Source organism: Trinickia sp. NRRL B-1857 (genome assembly GCF_050470685.1).
Lineage (GTDB): Bacteria > Pseudomonadota > Gammaproteobacteria > Burkholderiales > Burkholderiaceae > Trinickia.
Window position 1 is genome coordinate 1,736,076 of the sequence record NZ_JBFLUK010000011.1, and the last position, 18,932, is coordinate 1,755,007.

Below are 18,932 nucleotides of genomic sequence, written 5' to 3' on the forward strand. Positions count from 1 at the left end.
CCCATGACCTATCGCGGAGACAGCCATGTCCTTGCGTGAGCAATTGATGATGCAAAGCGGTGTCGTTGCGTTCGACACGGCCGCTTCCAACTTACCCGGTACAAGCGAACCGCGAGGCGGGGGCCAAGCGTACCAGCAGTTGAAGATGCACGTTCATCACACGATCATCGAACTCGTGGAATTGGACAAGTTGCAGCGCTTGACGCCCGAACAGATCACGCGCGAACTCGGCCAGCTCGTGGAACGCATCGTCGAAGAGGAAAAGATTCCGCTGAACGAGGCCGAACGGCGGCGCCTCGCTCAAGACGTGCACAACGAAATGTTCGGCCTGGGACCGCTCGAGCCGCTGCTCGCCGATCCCACCGTCAGCGATATCCTCGTGAACACCTGGCGGCAGGTGTACGTGGAGCGGCGCGGCAAGCTTGAATTGACCGACATCACGTTCTTCGACGACGCGCACCTGATGAAGATCATCGAGCGCATCGTTTCGCGCGTGGGCCGCCACATCGACGAATCGACGCCGATGGTGGATGCGCGGTTGCCCGACGGCTCGCGCGTGAACGCGATCATCCCGCCCTCCGCGATCGATGGACCGCTCGTTTCCATTCGTCGCTTCGCCGTCAACCCATTGACGGTCGACGACATGATTCGCAACCGGACGTTCACGCCCTCCATCGCGCGCATGTTCGAAGCGATGAGCAAGGCCAAGCTGAACATTTTGATTTCGGGCGGAACGGGCAGCGGCAAGACGACGTTGCTCAATTTGATGTCCGGCTTCATTCCCGCGGACGAGCGCATCGTCACCATCGAAGACGCCGCCGAATTGCAACTGCGCCAGCCGCACGTGCTGCGCTTGGAGACCCGGCCGCCGAACATCGAAGGCAAAGGCGAGATTCCGCAGCGTGCGCTCGTGCGCAACGCGTTGCGGATGCGCCCCGATCGCATCGTGCTCGGCGAAGTTCGCGGTGCCGAGGCACTCGACATGCTGCACGCGATGAACACCGGCCACGAAGGCTCGATGGCGACGCTGCACGCGAATACGCCGCGCGATGCGCTGACGCGTCTCGAGAACATGGTTGCGATGGCCGGCTTCTCGCTGCCGATCAAAGCGATGCGGCAGCAAATCTCCTCGGCGATCGACGTCGTCATACAAGCCTCGCGCCTGACGGACGGCACGCGCCGCCTCATGAGCGTGCAAGAAATCACGGGCATGGAAGGCGACATCGTCAACATGCAGGAGATCTATACGTTCAAGCGTACGGGCGTGAACGCGGAAGGCAAGATCACCGGCTACTTTTGCGCAACCGGTGTACGCCCCAAGTTTTGCGAGCGCTTGGCGGCATTCGGCATGGCGTTGCCGGACGATCTGTTCGACCCGTCACGGCGTTTCGACGCCTGAGGCAAGGAGAGCGCCATGAATACGACGTATCTCGGCTTCGCCGTCCTGCTTTTCTTCGCGACGGTACTTTGCATCGAAGGCCTGTACCTGTTCTGGGTCGGTCGTCATGGCCCCGAAGCACGGCGGATCGCCGCGCGCCTCGCACTCGGTTCGGCGCACGGCGAGGCCGGTACGCAGCCGCTCTCGATCCTGAAGGATCACAAACTGAGCGACTCGCGCTGGCTCGTGCGCGTGCTGACGGGCATGCCGGGCGTGCAGGCGGTCGATCACACGCTGAAACAAGCCGGCCTGTCCGTGACCGTCGGCCGATTCCTCGGCTACACGCTCGGTTGCGCCGCCTTCGGTCTCGTCCTCGGCATGTTGCTGCACCTGTCGCTGCTCGTTCAGCTCGCGCTCGCCTGCACGTTCGCGCCCCTGCCCTGGCTCTATGTGCGGCGCAAACGCAACCAACGTCTAAAGCAGCTCGAGCGCCAATTGCCGGACGCCGCGGATCTGATCGCGCGCGCATTGCGAGCCGGCCACTCGTTCGCCAGCGCGCTCGGCATGCTGGCAGAGGAGCTCTCCGATCCGCTCGGCACCGAATTCCGGATCGTCTTCGACGAGATCAATTTCGGCGTATCGATGAACAAGGCCCTATACAACCTAACCGAGCGCGTACCGATCGACGATCTGCGCTACTTCGTCATCGCAGTGCTGATCCAACGCGAATCGGGCGGCAACCTCGCGGAGATTCTCGGCAACATCGGTTTCATCATCCGCGAGCGACTGAAGCTCTTCGGGAAGATCCGCGCGCTATCCGCCGAGGGCCGGCTATCGGCCTGGATTCTCGCGCTACTGCCGTTCGTCGTCATCGGCGTGCTCTCCGTTTTGAGCCCGCACTTCATGCGGATTTTTTGGACCGATACCGCCGCCGAGAAGCTCGCCGGAATCTGCCTCGGCATGATGGCGATCGGAATTTTGTGGATGCGCAAAATCGTGCGGATTCGTGTCTAGTGCCCGGATTCACAGAACTCTCAAGGACCGATCATGAGAACCGAACAAATTGTTTTGCTTGCGGCGATGTTCCTCGTCGTCTTCGGCACCGTGCTGCGAGCGTTGCAACTCATGCGCCCCAATCCGATGAAGCGGCGCATCGAAGAGCTTTCCATGCCGTTCGCCGGCGCGACGGCCGGGTCGGGCGCGGGCACCGGCGGACTCGAAGGCCAGCTCGAAAGCAAGTGGGGCCAACGGATCGCCGAAGTCTCGGAGCGCGTCGCCAAGCTTTCGCAGCCGAAGGACGACGACTGGGACCAATCGGCCCTGCGTCTACGCTTCATGCATGCGGGCTTTCGCGGCAGGGCGGCGCCGGCCTACTACTTCGCGGCTAAAACGATACTCGCGCTTGCACTGCCTGCAATCGCGCTGGCTTTCGCGGCAACGCGGTTTTCCGCGGGTCACACGCTCGATGCGCTGTTCATCTTGCTCGCCGCCTCCGCGCTCGGGTTCTACGCGCCGAACGTTGTCATGTCGCATTTGACGAGCCGCCGCCAACGCGCGATCGTCGAAGCGCTGCCCGACGCCGTGGATTTGATGACCGTCTGCGTGGAAGCGGGGCTTGGCCTCGATGCCGCCATGCTGCGCGTGACCGAGGAACTCGGCACCAAGAGTCCGACGTTGACCACCGAGCTCCAGCTCGTGCTGCTCGAACTGCGCGCCGGCGCCGGCCGCGAGAAATCCTTGCGCAACCTTGCGGCCAGAACGGGCGTGGAGGACATCGATACGCTCACGACGATGCTGATCCAAGCGGACCGCTTCGGTACGAGCATCGGCGATTCGCTGCGCGTCTACACCGACAGCATGCGCACGAAGCGGCGCATGAAGGCCGAGGAACAGGCCGCCAAAGTGGCGCTCAAGCTGCTCTTTCCGTTGATCTTCTTTATCTTTCCGACACTGATCGTCGTCCTCGTCGGCCCGGCCGCTATTCAGATCTATCGTCAGCTTCTGCCGACGATGAGCCACATGGGAGGTGCTTGAATGAGTTCGCTAGATCAAGAATCGATGGCAAGCATGCCGGTTGTCGACCGGCATGTCATGGCCGACCTGATTTTGCGTGCCATCACGGTCGCGGTGTTCGGCGTATTCGCCATCGTTGCCGTCTCTCAATGGCTTGCCGCACCAACGCGAATCACGCTGCTTTTGATCGTCGTCGAAAGTTGCTTCACGACGGGCCTAGCGCTGTTCTCACGCACGCCCGTGCGGCGCGACTGGCGCCCGGTGGCGTTGCTTTGTTCGTTAGGCGGCACCTACGGGTGCATGGCGTACAACTTGAACCCGGGCATTCAATTCGTGCCCGAGAATGTCGGTGCGTCGCTTCAGATCGCGGGCATCGGGTGGCAACTGTTCGCCAAAGTCTCGCTGAAGCGCTCGTTCGGCGTACTGCCCGCGAATCGAGGCGTCGTGTCGCACGGCGCCTACCGATTCGTTAGGCACCCCATGTACCTGGGCTACTTCGTGACCGATATCGGCTTTTTGCTGACGAACTTTTCGCTGTTCAATCTTGGGGTGCACGTCGTTCAAGTGGGATTGCAGGTGGGCCGCATCCTGCAAGAAGAGCGGATGCTCGCCACCGACATCGCCTATCGTTGCTATCGCAAAGCCGTTCGCTATCGCCTGATACCGCTCGTCTTCTAACGTAGCCGGCGACGCGGCACCGGCGATTTTCCGCCGGCACCGCGTCGCCGAAAACGTACTTGGACGTCGGCTCAACCGGCCTTGACTTCGATCCGCCGCGGCAGCGCGGCTTCGCGACGCGGGATGCGTAGCGTCAGGACGCCGTCTTGCAAGCTCGCGTCGATCTTGGACGTATCCAAGTCCGAGCTGATCGAGAACGCGCGCGCATAGCGCGGCGCGCGCACTTCGAGGTGCGTCACGTTAAGCCCTGCCGGCATCGGCACCACCGCCTCGGCTTCGATCGATAGGTTGCCGTCATGCACCTTCACTTCGAGCTTGTCTTTCGGCACGCCGGGCAAATCCGCCCACACCGTCACACCGCTCTTGTCTTCGACGATATCGACAGCCGGCACGATCGCCGCGCGGCGCGCGCCGGCTTCGCGTTGACTTAGGGCGCCTGCATCACGCGGCGCGACTTCGGTTTCGTTGTTCATGGTTTGTTCCTTCGCCTGATCGTTGCGTTAATTACTGAACAGTGACGCTGCGCGGCTTCGACGACTCTTGCTTGCCGATACGAATCGAAAGGCAGCCGTCCGTGTATTTCGCATGGACGTCGTCGGGATTCGCGTTTTGCGGCAACTCGATGACGCGCCTGAATGCGCCCATATAGCGCTCTCGCGCATACGAACGCGTTTCCTCACGCGTCGCGGCTTCCGGCCGTTTGCGCTCCCCGGCGATCGTCAAAGTGCCTTTATCGATCGACACATCGAATTGCGATGCGTCGAAGCCCGGCGCGAAGACGACGATTTCGATCGAATCGTCCGTCGTGCCGATGTTGATCGGCGGGAAGAAACTTTGGGCCGAGCGCAGGCTCGTGGGAAAGCCGCCGGATAGCGACGACATATGCTGTTGAAGGCGATTGAATTCGCGGAACAAATCGCTGCCGAAGTTTCCGAATAGGAAGTCACTCATCATTATTCCCTCTAAGGTTTCCGGAGCAGCACGCAGGAACGATCTGCTGTCCGAGCAGAACAAAAAATAGCGGCGGCCGGAAGGATTTCAAGAGGTCTCAAGAAGAAAACGCGCGGGGCCGTCGTTGTGTGGGCTATCGCACCATCCGTTTCATCGACGAAACAAATCGCGCGGGCTCGCCGGCGCGCGTTTCGAAACGGATAGGCCGCGGAAAGCCCGTCGCTTCGAGCGCCCGCCGGCTCGACGCACCTTCGGGCGTATCGAGGCGCGCCGAAATTCCCCGAAATCTGTATTGCACGTGCGACAACCCGGACGGATACGACCGGTTTCGATCCTGTCGCGTTGGGCCTCGCTAGCGCCCGCGCAGCCGCTGGCGCGATGGCGCGCTTTTCGCTAAGACGTAACGCGCAACCGCTCGCAAACCAAGAGCGTCGGTGCCGGCAAGCAAGGGGCGAGTTCGTCGCACGAACGGAACGCTCATCGGCATGCCATTTCGGCTATCGCGCAGTAAACCGGGGGAATCATGAACAATCATCTACCGACCCGTATCGGGTCTCGCGCCAAACGCCGGCCATTCGGGCGGCTAGGGCGGCGCAGGCATGAGAGCGGTGCCGCGGTGGTCGAGTTCGCGCTGCTGCTGCCGCTTTTGCTCGTCATCACGTTCGGCATCATCGAGTTTTCGATCGCGCTCTACGACAAAGCGGTCATCACGAACGCGAGCCGAGAGGCAGCACGGGCCGGCATCGTCTACGCCTCGCCGCAACTGACGAACGCGCAGGTTCAAACCGTTGCGACGAACTACTGCTCGACATATCTCATCTCGCTCGGAAGCAACCCCACGCCGACCGTGACCGTGAGTCACCCGTCGGGCACGGCCTCGGGCAACCCGCTCACGGTCACCGTCACATACGGCTACACGAGCCTCGGGATGAATGCGTTCGTCGATCCGATGCCGAGCCTGCTGACGATGAGCGCCACGACGACGATGAACTACGAATAAGTCGGTTGCGAAAGAACGAAACCGAGATGCAACTCATAAGATGGACCGGGGGAAAATCATGCGCAACGACGCTCAACTCGCAAGGCTCGCCGGCCGGCAACGCGGCTCGATCGCAGTCTATGTCGCGCTGTTCTTGATCGTTATGATGGGGTTCATCGCGCTGTCCGTGGATATCGGGCGAGCGCTGGTGGTCCGCAACGAGTTGCAAAACGCCGCCGATGCGGCGGCGTTGGCCGGTGCCGGTCAGCTCAAATGGACGAACACCCCCACCACGTGGGCCAATGCGACATCGAAGGCCAATGCCGCGGTCGCGCTCAACTACGCCGACGGGCAAGCGCTCAGCACGGGGACGGTCACGGCCGGCTATTGGAGCGTGACGGGCTCGCCTTCGGGCATGCAATCCTCGACGATCACACCGAACGCGAACGAATTGCCGGCCGTGCAAGTGACGGTAAGCCGTGCGGCCGGTTCGAACGGCGGCCCACTTCAAACCTATTTCGCAGGGCTCATCGGCACCAGCACGATCGATGTCAGTGCGACCGCGGTCGCGGCGATCGCCACACCGGGCGTCGCCAAACCCGGCGCGCTCTTTCCGGTCGCCATCACCCAGTGCATGCTCGGTATCTACTGGAACTCGACGACAAACCAGCCGACGATCGACCCATCGACGGGCCAGCCCTACGATGTGAAGATCGGCTCCTCCTATCACACGGGCTCTTGCTACTACGGGCAATGGACAACCTTCAACACCGTTGCCAACGATACGCCGACCGTCATCAATCTCATCACGAACGGCAACCCGACAACGCTCAGTATCGGCAGCAACACATGGATCGATACCGGAACGAAGAACTCGATTTACAACGCCGTGCCGACGCCGATCCAGGTCTTGTTGCCCATTGTCGCCGACGTCTCGGCGGGTTCGAACCAACCGATCGTCGCATTCGCACCGTTCGAAATCGATAAGTCGGCCAACGGCAGCAACCCGTACCTCGAGGGCCACTTCATCACCAACTACCTTCCGACGAACGTAGGGCCCGGAGGAGGCGGAACGCCGTCTTATTACGGCGCCTATATCCCGCCGGTTTTGGTCAACTAAAGAGGCGAGCGCCGCAGGCACGGATGCCCAGGGCCGAACGGCGCTCATCCATGGCATAGTCACGGCTGATGCAATACCGCCCCATCAGGAGGTACCGTGATCCGCAAGACTATGAACGCTTCGCGTCTACAGGACGAAGTGAGCCGCCGCCTTCATCGCATCCATGAGATCGTCGAAGACGGCGTCAAAATTCGCGTGCCGCGCCCGCAGAAGCAGGAGCTCGATGCGAGCGGATGCAACTGGACGATGAAGCACTTCGGCAACGCCGTCGGATACGATCGCTTCGTCGACGAGGTACTGCGCGCGGTGCGGGCCGAATACAACTTGTCCGACACCGACGACGCCAAGGACATCCGTAGCCTTTTCGGCGAATAACGATGTGCGGACCGGCGCCGCGTAACGTCAGCGCATCGACTCAGCGTCGCGCGAACTCGAGCGTCCGGCGCGCGCCGGACGTGGCGAAGGCGATACGCATCGCGTGCGGGGTGCCGAACTCGTCGATCGCATGAATATCGCACGACTCCCACGCGAGCCGCGCGGGACGATCGTGCGCACTGGCCTCGCCGTGCACGACGACGATGACACCCTCTCCGGCGCGGGGCCGCGCGACGATGCGGTGCCGGTGCGCATCGAGCGTCGAGGGCACGGCGTAATGGATCGACCTCCCCCCGGGCGCGGCAAACCCCGTGAAGCTGAACGCCGCGGCGCGCCCTTCCGTATCGTCGCAATGAAGCAGGCTGGCCGGTTGAACGTCGAACGATAGGAGTCCTAAGCGGCGGCCGTCCACATAGACACTGCAATAGTAATAATCGACGTCGCGCGCCGAATCGCCGCGCCCCATGTTCGGCGGGAACGCGCTTTCCCGCTCGCAGCGATACTCGACCGTCCGCGCGAAATCCTGCGCCGGTAGCCGCTCCGGGGTCAACTGCACGAACGGCACGCTAGCGTCGCCGGTGCACGCCGAGAGCATGCCGTCGTCGCCGCGCACTTGGCAGCCGATTCGCTTGGGACGCGTCTCGACCGTCTGCACATACCAAACGATCGACTCTTCGCCTAACGTCCGCGCTTTGTCCGCGGATCGGCGTTCGTCGCTGCCGGGAAAAAATGCGTATCGGTTGCGCACCCGGGTCGCGCCCCATCCCTGCGCGACCTCGCCCGACGGCGGCACGTTCGGCAGCGGCTGCCCGGTGTCGTAGTCGATCAGCCTAATGCTGTCGCGCTGTGCGTCGCTAAGCGCGATGGACTCGCCCATCGCATCGAGCGCGCGCAGCCGCACGGTCAACTCGACTTGCTGACGGCCATTCCGGTAGAGACGACTGCTCGGAGAACTGACCGCCATGTCTAGCAATACAAGCGTCGCCCACGGCGAGCGGGTTTGCGCCAGCCGAATGTTCATCGCTTTCTCCCTGAGACCTATCGCTTTCTTATTGGTTTTGCTGAAACGCCCTCGCACGGCAGTGCAGTCTAGAACAAGATCTCACGGACGCAACCGCTTTTTTCCGCTTAGAACCTCTTAAAAATCGGTGGTTCGAGACACGTCGTCGGCACAGTTTGGACATCTCGCCCTGCATCGACAATCGTACCGGTTCCACCCCGTCGAAATCTATCGAGGACCGCGTCTATCGCGACAGCCGCGCTTGCCTCACCGCATTTGCGTCACAATGCCGACATCGATTGCTAGACGTTCAATTCGACGATGACTCTCCGTTCGCTTAGGCCCGATGCGCTGTGGCCCGCTCTCGTTGCGCAATCGGCTCATGCGCTCGCTTGTGGTGCAATCCATCCGATCGAGACGACCCAAACCACGCTCGATGACGCGGGCGTTCGTTTCGTCGTCAGGCAAGTGTCGAGCTTGGTGCGCAAGTCTTCGCAAACGAGGCGTTCGACCGGATCGTTCGTCGATCCGTTCCTCCCGCACGATCCTGATCTGTTTGTCGCCGACCTATCGCCGACGCACTTCGCGCTTCTCAATAAGTTCAACGTCATCGATCGCCACTTGCTGATCGTGACGCGGGCGTTCGAACCGCAAGAAGCGCTCCTCGATCGCGACGATTTTCAAGCGTGGTTCGCTTGTTTGAACGCGTTCGACGGGCTCGGTTTTTACAACGGCGGACGCGATGCCGGTGCAAGTCAACCGCATAAGCATCTGCAAATCGTGCCGCTGCCGCTAGGGGACGCGGGCCAGGCGCTTCCGATCGACGTGCTGATCGACGCCGCCTCGCCGGAGCCGGCGATCGGCCGGCTGCCGGGTTTGCCGTTCGACCATGCGTTCGCGCGACTCGTGCCGGGATCGGTCTCGGAGATGGCCGACCAAGCACTCGAGCGCTATCGCACGTTGCTCGGCACCGTTGGTCTCGGAGCGCTGAAGGTGGCCGGCCGCGACCATCAATCGGGACCTTACAACTTACTTGTGACGCCGAAGTGGATGCTGCTCGTGCCGCGTAGCGCCGAGCAAGTCGAGGGTATCGCCGTGAACTCGCTCGGCTTCGCCGGGTCGCTTTTCGTACGCAACGCGCAGGAGATGGAGACCGTCCGCGCCATCGGCCCGATGACGCTGCTGCGCCGAGTCGCGCTGCCGCGCCGGGATGTCGTCTAGACGGCTCGTTCGGCGAACGGATTATCATGTCCGGGTCATACTTTTCTCGACGAACCGTCTTTCCCATGTCCGCCCTTGTCGTTACGTCGACGCGCGCCCTTTGCATTCGCGCCGCGCTTGCCTCATTCGTACTCGCGCTCGCCGCGTGTGCGGCACCGAATCCCCCCAGTGCGGCTCATGCATACGTCGATCCCATCGGGCCGTTTCCGATGGCGGCGTACGATCAGAACGTCGACCACTGGATCGATCCAACCAGCGCCGATTACGACACGCCGTTTTTGAGCATGGCACAGCAGCAAGCGCATTGGAGCGCGTTTCTCGCTCGCTATTTCGGCAACGGTGAACATGACGCGTCGCCTTGGAATCCGAAGCACATCGCGGATCGCCTGTACGCCGACGACGGTGCCGACATCGTCGACTTGCAACTGCGCCGCATCGGTAACTACGATAACGCGGGCAAGGGGAGCAAAACGATCGGCTATGGGCAGAACTATCTGCCTCACGATGCTCGGTGGATCGACGATATCGAGCGCAATATGAATTTGCAGCAATTCGCGCAGGCGCCCCGCTATACGCCCAACGCGCGGGCAATCGCGACGGATGCGCTACTCGTGCGCGAATTGCCGACGATGGATCCGTCCTTCTATTCGCATACGCTCGCAGGCCAAGGTTATCCGTTCGACAATTTGCAGATCTCTTCGGTCCGGCCGGGCACGCCGCTCTACGTGCTTGGGCACAGCGTGGACGGCGCCTGGGATTACGTGCAAACACCTGACGTTCAAGGGTGGGTACTTGCAAGCGGGGTGGGCACCGTCGACGATGCGTTCGTTTCGGCTTGGACCCATCGGCCGAGCAACGGCTGGGGTGTGATCGTTGCGGCGTCGACGGCCGTCGGCGATACGACCGGCGTCTTTCGCTTCAATGCGACGGCGGGCACGCTGCTACCGCTTGCACATGTCGCAACTTCCCCGGCCGACGGTGCATCGGGTCAGTACACCGTGCTGGTTCCCGCCCGCGATATCGAGGGTCGCGCCGTCATACGCGAAGCGCAACTGACCAATGCGGCGATCGCTCCCGCGCCGATCGCCGCCACCCCTCGCCATTTGGCGTTGCTGATCAAATCGTTGATCGGCCGCCCTTATGGCTGGGGCAACATGAATTTTTATAACGATTGCTCCTCCGAATTGCAGAGCATTTTCGCCGCGTTCGGCGTATGGTTGCCGCGCCACTCGTCGGCGCAAATGACGGCCGGCGATATGACCGATCTTTCCGCCGATTCACCGAAGCAGCGGCTCGATTATTTGATCGAACACGGTAAGCCGATGCGTACGCTGATCTATATCGGCGGGCACGTTATGCTTTATCTGGGAAACACCACGCGTGACGGACGCACGGTCCCGCTTGTCTATCAGGACATCTGGGGGATGCGTCCCGCCGACAACAGCCGGCGCTCCGTGATCGGGGGTTCGGTGATCTTTCCTTTACTGCTGCGCGTACCGGAAGATCCCAGCCTCGAATCGCTTGCCGCGACGCGCATATTTCAACTATCGATTCTCGGCATGCCGAGCGGCGCAGCGCCGCCGCCGGCCGAGGAGAATCCTGCTAGCTGAGCGCTGGGAGACCGAACGCCTTCGAACGCTTCAAACGCTTCGGTAGCCGCCAAACCGGCCAGGCCGAGCAGCCCCGCTCCGAAGATGACGACGCCCGTGCGGACGATCCAAGCCCACGTTCGATCGTGGCGATCGGCCCACGGGTCCGATTGTTCGCGAGCAGCAGGACCGATTGCGGCCTCAAGGCGTCGTTTTCTCTTCATTGTCGGTTAGCCCCGGACTTCGCTTGATCCGTCACTCCCCTACGTGCCGACCCACGCCGCTCATCTCCGGACGTCGGAGCCAGACCCAGCCGACCCAGCCAAGAGCAAGCACCCCGAACGTAATACATTCACTTATCGAGCCGAGCTGAACGATCCAGTACGTGACACCGAGCGCCGCCGCCAACGCGATGAAGGTGAGCAGCGTGCGTATGGCGCGCCGAATCCGCACAATTCGCAAGTTCACTGATTGTCCCTCCGCTATCAGATCGACGACTTGAAAAGCCCGATAGAGTCCGTTAGGAGTACTAATCTCCATACTCTTGGATCGATATCGAGCATCATTACGGCAAGGTCAATTTGTGCTTCCTGCCGTTGCCACAGGCGATACCATCCGCGTCGTTGGGTCTCGCCGAGGTTGACGGGTCACCACCAACGTCGACCGCTGCTGCCTCGAGCTTTGCTATCAGGAGATCCATCTTTACTTCACCACGCGTCATTTGCGCGGTAATCTTCGAGGCGCAACGAATGGAGCACCCTCCCGCGTGAATGTCATCGCAAGCATCGATAACGCACTGACCACTGATAACAGCGAGCCGCGGCCGGTTTTCGGCTCAGCTATAATAACGGAATTCCGATCAAATACAAATGTTTTTGTTCGGAATTCCGAACATGCAATACAGTGAGCCTTGATGGAAAAAAGTAAGAGTTCGGATGATGGCCGGGGACGCAGCCCGTTTGGAGAACGCCTCTTTCTTGCCAGGCGACGGAAGGGATTGACTCAACGCCAGGTCTCTGAAGAAATCGGGATATCTGCAAGCAATCTGGCGGAGCTCGAGCAAACGGGAGCCGGGTCGGCATTCACGGTTGCGCTTGCCTTACTTTACGGCGTAAATCCTGTATGGCTTGCCCTCGATAGAGGTCCTATGACGGGCAGCCTACCCGCTCCCGAGTGGCTCGAGGCGCTTACGCCGGAAGAACTGGAAATAACTCGCCGCTTTGTCGAAGGTTTGGTCGCGGCCCGGCAAACGAGCCGACTGCATGGCACGCCGAAGGCTGCCCGCACAAAACGCGCCGCAGACGGCAGCAACGACGATCCGAATTAACGCTTATTACTTCCGTCTGCGGGCACAAACGAGCCTTGCATCGATCTCGTCATAGAGACTGTGCGCGTCTCGAACTGCCCATGCAGCAAGGCGCTTAGCGTCCTCAAGCGCGTCCGGGTCGGGAACGCCATGATCGGAGTCGAGCAAAGCCCTCGCACCGTTGACGAGCGCGCCCCAGTTCATGATCTTGCGCATCACGTCGGCGGCATGCACTTCGGTCAACCCAACGCTCAGCTCATCGTCTTCCTCGATCGCGGGAACGGGATCGGGGTGCTTGACCTCCACCCCCGAGCAGACGATGAGTTCGGGCTTGCCGTCGTGCATCGGACGAAGGAATCTATTTCGAAAGATAAAGGAGCGAGCACCGTTCACGGTCTGAATCACTCGCATGACGTCAGTCGACCGCCCTTCGTCAAAAAACCGCGATATGTTGTCCTTCGACCTCTGCCCCTCGTCGGGCGTCATGAACAGCGCTTGCGCATTCTCGCCTATTACGTTTTCCTCTTTGCAGTTCGTATATTCTTCGGCTCTCTTGTTGAATCGTCGTATCGTACATGCTCTATCCAACACAACGACAATCGCGTTCACCTCCGATACGATTCCTTCGGCGAATGCCAATGCTTGCAGAGAGTTTTCGGCAACGGATTCGGAATCCGTCAAAAGCGCCGCAACACCCGCCCATTCGTAGGCGCTGATCTTTTTTCCCACTAGATGCAGTTTGCAGCGCCTGCCGAGCATCTGTACATCCAAGATGAGTACACCGGTCACCCCGGTTAGACTCCGAATTCGCTCGGCTTGACGGGCGCTCAGCTCGACCGTAACGTTCGACTCGATTCCTTCGCCCGTAGTGCAAAGCGTCAGCGCGCAACTATTGCTGGCGAATTTCCAGACTGGGCTCGTCGTACCCAACAGGTCTTCAAGATCGCGAAATGCCCCATTCCCTTTCATAGCGCTCACCTAGCGTCAAGATGCGTCCGCAGTCAACGCGTGCCGTAATATGCCTTCCCGCCGGCGTCACCCAACGACGCGTTCGTCGTCGCTAACCGAGAGCGAGCCGATGCGATTCCCTGCCATTTATTGCCCGAAGTTTGGCGACCTACGAGGAAGACATTGAATTGCTGTCCGTAAAATGAGAGCGAGCACAACACTTCTTCAGGCTCATCGGTCAACGAACGCAGTTTTTCTAGATCGACCGCATTCAACTTACATGCAATGTCCGAGCATTGCGGGGAACCACCCAGGCAAAGCGCATCGCTATCGCCTGCAATGCTCCAATATGGACTTTCACCGCCCGTAGTCAGGTGGAAGAATGTGTCGACGTCACCTTCATCGACGAAGAACATAGCTGACCTCCGCGGCGCCGTAGCGCCAATAAGCCGCCTATGAATCGGCAAAAATAGGGGCATCACTTGGAGTGGGAATATTTCCGCGTTTGCGTGCCCCCGGATGATGCTTTGAAATCACTGCCCGATCCCGATGCATACAGGGATGCTTCCTGCCGCGGGCAAGGTCTTTTCATCGGACCAATGACACTACAGACATTTTTCTCGATACACAAGATGCCGCGAAGTGCCGAAAAGGGAACTTCACCTTCGTCAAAACCTAATATTTTTGATAGTTGACTAAATTTCAAATTTCAAAACTCGATAAAACGCCTTCAATCTACCTTGCTATCCAAGCCCCTCCATTGCCGACTATCATTCCGCTCGCTCATATTAGACCACTCCGCGCCGCCCCCGGAATTTCTAGGCACTTTAATTGCTCGCTCTCGACTACCCAAACAAAAAAACATAAATAACGCCACAGCTAAGCATCAAGCGACGCATTGAAATCCCAAAAGAAAAGGAGACGCACATGAAGGAAATCTCTTCGACTCGCATTTTGTGCTTGCTCATCGTCTTCGCGAGCTTGATAGCCGGCTGCTCGGGCGGCAGCAATGACACCACCGCGCCCGCAACGGGCGAAGCGCTTTCCTTTGAAATGCAGGCAGGCGGGCAAACCAATGAGTTCTTTCGTCAAGGCAATGTGGCCGCACACCTACTGATGCGTTCGTCGACCAAGCCGAGGCTGCTCGTCGTATTCCCCGCCGGCAACAGCGGGACCGGCTTATGGTTCCAAGATACCGCACAGCCCGTCACGTGGACGCTCGATTCCGCCATTTCGCCCACTTTGGATCACGACAGTCGCGGCCGGGCGCTTTACGGCATCTCGGCCAATGTCTCGGTCAATGCGCAGCAATTGACGCTGCGCGGCGCATTGCTGACCTCGGTGCGCTTCATGCGCGACTACAACGGCGGCTATCCGGCACCTGCGAGCGTTCAGACTCAACCCGTCGTCAACGGAAGCACCATCCACTGGCAACGCGATCGCGTCGACGGCGCCGCCGGATATGAGCTTACCGTCCAATTGACGGGCGGCGGAACGGTCAGTACGGACGCAACCGGCTCGCTCGTGTTCAATGCCGCGAACGGCGCCAACAGCATCCACTTGCACGTTCTCTCATGGACCGGAGAGACGCCCCTCACGCCGATCACGCATGCGGATCTGTTCAACAACACCGTCAACCCCGACACGCAGAGCCAAAACGTCGTCCAGTTTCTCAGCTACGGCGACAAACTGCTCGCCGGGTCTTGGCAGTACGACACCTACTTCGGCCGCGACACGCTGATCTCAGTGCGCATGCTCATGCCCGTCTTGCAGCCTCCCGCCATCGAAGCCGGACTCACATCCGTCTTGAGCCGGCTTTCGCCTGATGGGATCGTCGCGCACGAAGAAGGCATCGGCGAATTCGCCGTCATCGACAACGAGAAAAACGGCCGCGGCAACAACGCCACCCCCACCTACGATTACAAAATGATCGACGGCGACTACATGCTCGGCCCGGTCATGGCTGCCTGGCTCCTCGACGATACGCGCGGCGCCGCGCGGGCAGCCGCGTATCTTGCACAGACGGAAGAAGGCGGACAAACGAACGGTAGCCGCTTCGTCACGAATCTCGTGCACGTCGCCAATACCGCGCGCGCCTTCTCGCAGCAAAGCATCGCCTCGAACCTCATCCATTTGCGTTCGGGACAAATCGTCGGCAATTGGCGCGACAGTACCGATGGACTAGCGGGCGGCGTCTACCCCTACGACGTCAACGCCGTACTCGTACCGGCCGCCCTACGGGCCGCGAGCCGGTTTCTCGATAGCGGGTTGCTCGACCCCTACCTCAGCAGCGACCAGCGCACGGCCCTCGCCGATGCCGCGCAGCAAGCATCGATATGGGAATCGGCCGCGGCGCCGCTGTTCCAGGTATCGGTATCGGCATCGCAAGCCGCGGCGGACGTACCGAGCTACGCCACGCAAACAGGGATACCAGCCGGCACCCTTCCAACGTCGACTACCTCGTTCTATGCCGTTTCGCTCGATGAACAGGGCAATCCGATCCCGGTCATGAACTCCGACGGCGGCTTCGCTCTATTATTCGGCACACCCTCATCCGACGTCCTCACAAGGATCGTCACCGCGACCGTTCAGCCGTTCCCGGTAGGCCTCGTGACCGACGCGGGTATGCTCGTCGCGAATCCGGCCTATGCCGATGCTGCGCTCTGGCCGCGCTTCACCAATGCCGCCTATCACGGCACCGTCGTCTGGTCTTGGCAGCAAGCGATGTGGGTGGCCGGGCTCGACCGGCAACTCGCACGCCAAGACTTGCCCGCCGACGTCAGAACCCTGCTGACCAACGCGCGCTTGCGTATCTGGCAGGTGATTTCGAATGCCTCCCAGATGCGCGCATCGGAGATGTGGACGTGGTCCTATACCAACGGCACGTATCAAGCCGAGGCGTTCGGCACCCATAGCGCGGATGCGACCGAGGCGAACGCCGCTCAGCTTTGGAGTACGACCTATCTTGCGATCACCGACCCGAATCTGCGCGCCGCCAAATTCTGGTGGCAAGCGGCGAACGGCAACGACCGCATCGCCGCGCGATAACGAGGTTCGCGACGCCTATGCACCGGGGGCTATTTCGGCTATTGCGGCAACGCTTCTCCGCGCGTCTCCGGTGCAAACGGAATGAGGAACAATCCGATCACGAATGCAACCGCCGTCAACGCAACGGGCAGCCCGAGCGTATGCGTATGCAGTACGGCCGCTCCGAGCAGAAAGTTCACGCCCGCGCCGATGAAGCGGCCGAACGAGGTGCAAAACGCAAACGCCGTCGCACGTACGCGCGTTTCGAACTGCTCGGGCAGCCACAAGCTGAACAGCGCGAAATTGCCCCCGAAAAATCCGAGCGCGAACAGCCACGCGATGAACGGAGCGAGTCCGCCCGGTAAATAAAACGCCCAGCCGAAGCTGCCGACGATCGAAACGGCCATGCCGGCGAAGTAGACCGCCAACGTCTTCTTGCGCCCGATGCGCTCCGCGAGCGGCGGCAAGGCCAAACAGCCGAGGATGGTGCCGATCGACAGCAACCCGGTCGCGAGCGACGCGGTCTTGATCGCGCCGGCCTTGTCCATGCCAGACTTCAATGCAAGCTGTATCACCGCCGACGGTTCGTACACCGCACCCGCCCATAAACCGACGATCGCGATCGTCAACAGCGCGCAGGCCACCCACGTGCGGCGCCGATAACCGGGTCCTAGGATCGTGGCAAGCGGCTTGGCGTGAACGACACGCGCCTCCGCCTGCTTCCACTTCTCGGGCTCTTTCACGCGCAACAGCACGAGAATCGCGATGACCACCGGGACCGCTCCCGTCAAGAACATCGCTCGCCATCCGAAATGCACGCCGACGGTGTAATTGAGCGCGGCCGCCAAAAAGAAGCCCGCGTAGTAACCCGTCTGCAAATAGCCGGCGCCCATCTTACGGCGGTCTTCGGGCCATGCTTCGGCCACGTAGGTCCCGGCCAACGCCCATTCGCCGCCGATCCCCACGCCGGCCAGAAAGCGATAGATGCCCAGCTCGTAGACGCTATGGGCCGTCGCGGCGAGGCCCGTAAAGATCGCGAACGTGAAAATCGTCCCCGCCAAGACCTTCGTGCGCCCGAACCGGTCGGCAAGCGGCCCCCAAATGAACGACAGGCCCCACCCCACCAAGAACAGCGCAAAGAGAATCGACCCGGCCAACCCCACGTTCGCCGGCGTCGCGGCATAGCCCGAGCGCGGCAATAACTCGGTCAGCGCGGGCGTCAGCACGAGCGCATAGATGAACGAATCCATGCCGTCGAGCGTCCAGCCCGCCCAGGCGCCCCAAAAACCCGCGATTTGCGAACGATTGAGCGGCGTGCGTCGTCGGGCGGCACGCGCGGTGTCTGTCATTGAACTCATCTGACTCCTCCGGTGAAGCGGTTAGGACTACTGACGTCTCATGACTGCACGAGAGCGCGGCGCTTGCCGCGTCTCGTCCTTGCGGGCCCGATGTGCCCCGGGTTTGCCCGATTTCAAATCTAATATTTTGTATATAATATCGAGCACCATGACCGATGCAACGAATCGTTTTCCCCTAGAGCCCGAGTCCGATTCGGGCCTGCCGCTCGCCGCCGTGGATGTCGCGCCGCGTACGAGCGCGTCCCGCATGGTGGCCGACGCGCTGCGCGCGGCAATCGTAGACGGCCGTTTGCCGCCAGGTGCGCCGCTACGGCAAGACGCCGTGGCCCGCCACTTCTCGGTCAGTGCGATTCCGGTGCGCGAGGCGCTGCGTCAATTGGAAAGCGAGGGATGGGCGAAGGTCGAAATGCACAAGGGGGCCACGGTCGCCCCGCTCTCGGCCGCCGAGGCACGCGAAATCTACGAAATCCGCGCGGCGCTCGAAAGCCTCGCGCTCACGCTGGCGATTCCCCATCACACCGAGGCCACGCTGCGCGAGGTGCAGGCCCTCTACGAGGCGGCGGAACTCGAACGAGATCCCGCGCTCTATGTGGCACGCAACGAAGCGTTCCATATGGGTCTCTACGCGCCGGCCGGTCGTCCTCAATTGATCGAGATGATCGGCACGCTGCATCGGCGTGGCGAACGCTATTTGCGCGTGAAATTCGGGCTGCCGGAACACAAGCGCGTCTCCGACGACGAGCATGGTCAGCTCATGCGCCTCGTTCGGCGCAAAGATATCGTCGCCGCGCAAAAACTGATTGCCGATCATTTGCTCGGTACGGGCGAGCTGCTTTATCGTCTGCTCAGCGAGCCGGCCGCGGCGCCAGCTCCGGCCGCGCGCAAACGCGGCAAAGCACCCGCAGCCCAGTCATTTATACTCGCGCCGAAAAAGCGCATCAGCCGCACGAATTGATCGATCGATCCACGGCCGTCCGAAGTCCCGAACA

At 61.1% G+C, this 18,932-nt stretch carries 19 protein-coding genes; 12 read left to right on the top strand and 7 right to left on the bottom strand.

The window, feature by feature from the left end; all coding sequences use genetic code 11:
• Nucleotides 1–25 precede the first annotated feature (25 nt).
• The 4 genes from AB1286_RS28085 to AB1286_RS28100 are packed head-to-tail and all read left to right on the top strand — an operon-like array spanning nt 26 to nt 4,069.
• Nucleotides 26–1,399, top strand: coding sequence for a CpaF family protein (locus tag AB1286_RS28085; protein WP_430366467.1), 1,374 nt, complete (start codon nt 26–28; stop codon nt 1,397–1,399).
• Between the two features lie 15 nt (nt 1,400–1,414).
• Nucleotides 1,415–2,392 carry a type II secretion system F family protein gene (locus AB1286_RS28090; RefSeq protein ID WP_430366468.1) on the top strand — a complete coding sequence of 326 codons (978 nt, stop codon included), beginning with the start codon at nt 1,415–1,417 and terminating at the stop codon, nt 2,390–2,392.
• A gap of 33 nt (nt 2,393–2,425) precedes the next feature.
• Nucleotides 2,426–3,412 (top strand): type II secretion system F family protein, encoded by a 987-nt coding sequence (locus tag AB1286_RS28095; protein WP_430366469.1) that lies wholly within the window; start codon nt 2,426–2,428, stop codon nt 3,410–3,412.
• Entirely contained in the window at nt 3,413–4,069 is a 657-nt protein-coding gene (locus AB1286_RS28100) for a methyltransferase family protein (protein WP_430366470.1), read from the top strand. It abuts the gene before it with no gap.
• A 71-nt stretch (nt 4,070–4,140) separates the two neighbouring features.
• Here AB1286_RS28100 and AB1286_RS28105 read toward each other — a convergent pair whose 3' ends face one another.
• Both AB1286_RS28105 and AB1286_RS28110 read right to left on the bottom strand, forming a co-directional pair.
• Nucleotides 4,141–4,542, bottom strand: coding sequence for an Hsp20/alpha crystallin family protein (locus AB1286_RS28105; RefSeq protein WP_430366471.1), 402 nt, complete (start codon nt 4,540–4,542; stop codon nt 4,141–4,143).
• Between the two features lie 31 nt (nt 4,543–4,573).
• Complete coding sequence (locus AB1286_RS28110) at nt 4,574–5,020, bottom strand: Hsp20/alpha crystallin family protein (protein WP_430366472.1); 447 nt, start codon at nt 5,018–5,020, stop codon at nt 4,574–4,576.
• A gap of 523 nt (nt 5,021–5,543) precedes the next feature.
• On the opposite strand from AB1286_RS28110, the gene AB1286_RS28115 reads away from it, so the two are divergent.
• The 3 genes from AB1286_RS28115 (at nt 5,544) to AB1286_RS28125 (ending at nt 7,494) form a co-directional block, all read left to right on the top strand.
• Nucleotides 5,544–6,020 (top strand): TadE/TadG family type IV pilus assembly protein, encoded by a 477-nt coding sequence (locus tag AB1286_RS28115; protein ID WP_430366473.1) that lies wholly within the window; start codon nt 5,544–5,546, stop codon nt 6,018–6,020.
• Nucleotides 6,021–6,078: 58 nt separating this feature from the next.
• Complete coding sequence (locus tag AB1286_RS28120; RefSeq protein ID WP_430366474.1) at nt 6,079–7,119, top strand: TadG family pilus assembly protein; 1,041 nt, start codon at nt 6,079–6,081, stop codon at nt 7,117–7,119.
• 96 nt (nt 7,120–7,215) lie between these two features.
• Complete coding sequence (locus tag AB1286_RS28125; RefSeq protein WP_430366475.1) at nt 7,216–7,494, top strand: hypothetical protein; 279 nt, start codon at nt 7,216–7,218, stop codon at nt 7,492–7,494.
• Nucleotides 7,495–7,534: 40 nt separating this feature from the next.
• Here the strand turns inward: AB1286_RS28125 and AB1286_RS28130 are convergent, their stop codons facing one another.
• Nucleotides 7,535–8,515, bottom strand: coding sequence for a hypothetical protein (locus AB1286_RS28130; protein WP_430366476.1), 981 nt, complete (start codon nt 8,513–8,515; stop codon nt 7,535–7,537).
• 300 nt (nt 8,516–8,815) lie between these two features.
• Here AB1286_RS28130 and AB1286_RS28135 point away from each other — a divergent pair, with 300 nt between their 5' ends.
• Nucleotides 8,816–9,715 (top strand): ATP adenylyltransferase family protein, encoded by a 900-nt coding sequence (locus tag AB1286_RS28135; RefSeq protein ID WP_430366477.1) that lies wholly within the window; start codon nt 8,816–8,818, stop codon nt 9,713–9,715.
• 65 nt (nt 9,716–9,780) lie between these two features.
• The gene (locus tag AB1286_RS28140; protein WP_430366478.1) at nt 9,781–11,325 is read left to right on the top strand and encodes an SH3 domain-containing protein; all 1,545 of its coding nucleotides are present in this window, start codon (nt 9,781–9,783) and stop codon (nt 11,323–11,325) included.
• A 234-nt stretch (nt 11,326–11,559) separates the two neighbouring features.
• Here the strand turns inward: AB1286_RS28140 and AB1286_RS28145 are convergent, their stop codons facing one another.
• Nucleotides 11,560–11,772 carry a hypothetical protein gene (locus AB1286_RS28145; RefSeq protein WP_430366479.1) on the bottom strand — a complete coding sequence of 71 codons (213 nt, stop codon included), beginning with the start codon at nt 11,770–11,772 and terminating at the stop codon, nt 11,560–11,562.
• A 445-nt stretch (nt 11,773–12,217) separates the two neighbouring features.
• Here AB1286_RS28145 and AB1286_RS28150 point away from each other — a divergent pair, with 445 nt between their 5' ends.
• Complete coding sequence (locus tag AB1286_RS28150; protein WP_430366480.1) at nt 12,218–12,631, top strand: helix-turn-helix domain-containing protein; 414 nt, start codon at nt 12,218–12,220, stop codon at nt 12,629–12,631.
• Between the two features lie 6 nt (nt 12,632–12,637).
• On the opposite strand, the gene AB1286_RS28155 is transcribed toward AB1286_RS28150, so the two are convergent.
• Both AB1286_RS28155 and AB1286_RS28160 read right to left on the bottom strand, forming a co-directional pair.
• Nucleotides 12,638–13,369, bottom strand: coding sequence for a PAS domain-containing protein (locus AB1286_RS28155; protein ID WP_430366481.1), 732 nt, complete (start codon nt 13,367–13,369; stop codon nt 12,638–12,640).
• Between the two features lie 242 nt (nt 13,370–13,611).
• A complete protein-coding gene (locus AB1286_RS28160) occupies nt 13,612–13,974 on the bottom strand; it encodes a hypothetical protein (RefSeq protein ID WP_430366482.1) in 363 nt (120 codons plus the stop codon).
• Between the two features lie 511 nt (nt 13,975–14,485).
• Between AB1286_RS28160 and AB1286_RS28165 the strand changes: the two genes are divergently transcribed.
• Nucleotides 14,486–16,606 (top strand): hypothetical protein, encoded by a 2,121-nt coding sequence (locus AB1286_RS28165; protein ID WP_430366483.1) that lies wholly within the window; start codon nt 14,486–14,488, stop codon nt 16,604–16,606.
• A 38-nt stretch (nt 16,607–16,644) separates the two neighbouring features.
• On the opposite strand, the gene AB1286_RS28170 is transcribed toward AB1286_RS28165, so the two are convergent.
• Nucleotides 16,645–17,943, bottom strand: a complete 1,299-nt coding sequence (locus AB1286_RS28170; RefSeq protein WP_430366484.1) for an MFS transporter — start codon at nt 17,941–17,943, stop codon at nt 16,645–16,647.
• A gap of 148 nt (nt 17,944–18,091) precedes the next feature.
• Between AB1286_RS28170 and AB1286_RS28175 the strand changes: the two genes are divergently transcribed.
• The gene (locus AB1286_RS28175; protein ID WP_430366485.1) at nt 18,092–18,898 is read left to right on the top strand and encodes a GntR family transcriptional regulator; all 807 of its coding nucleotides are present in this window, start codon (nt 18,092–18,094) and stop codon (nt 18,896–18,898) included.
• The last annotated feature ends 34 nt before the right edge of the window (nt 18,899–18,932 follow it).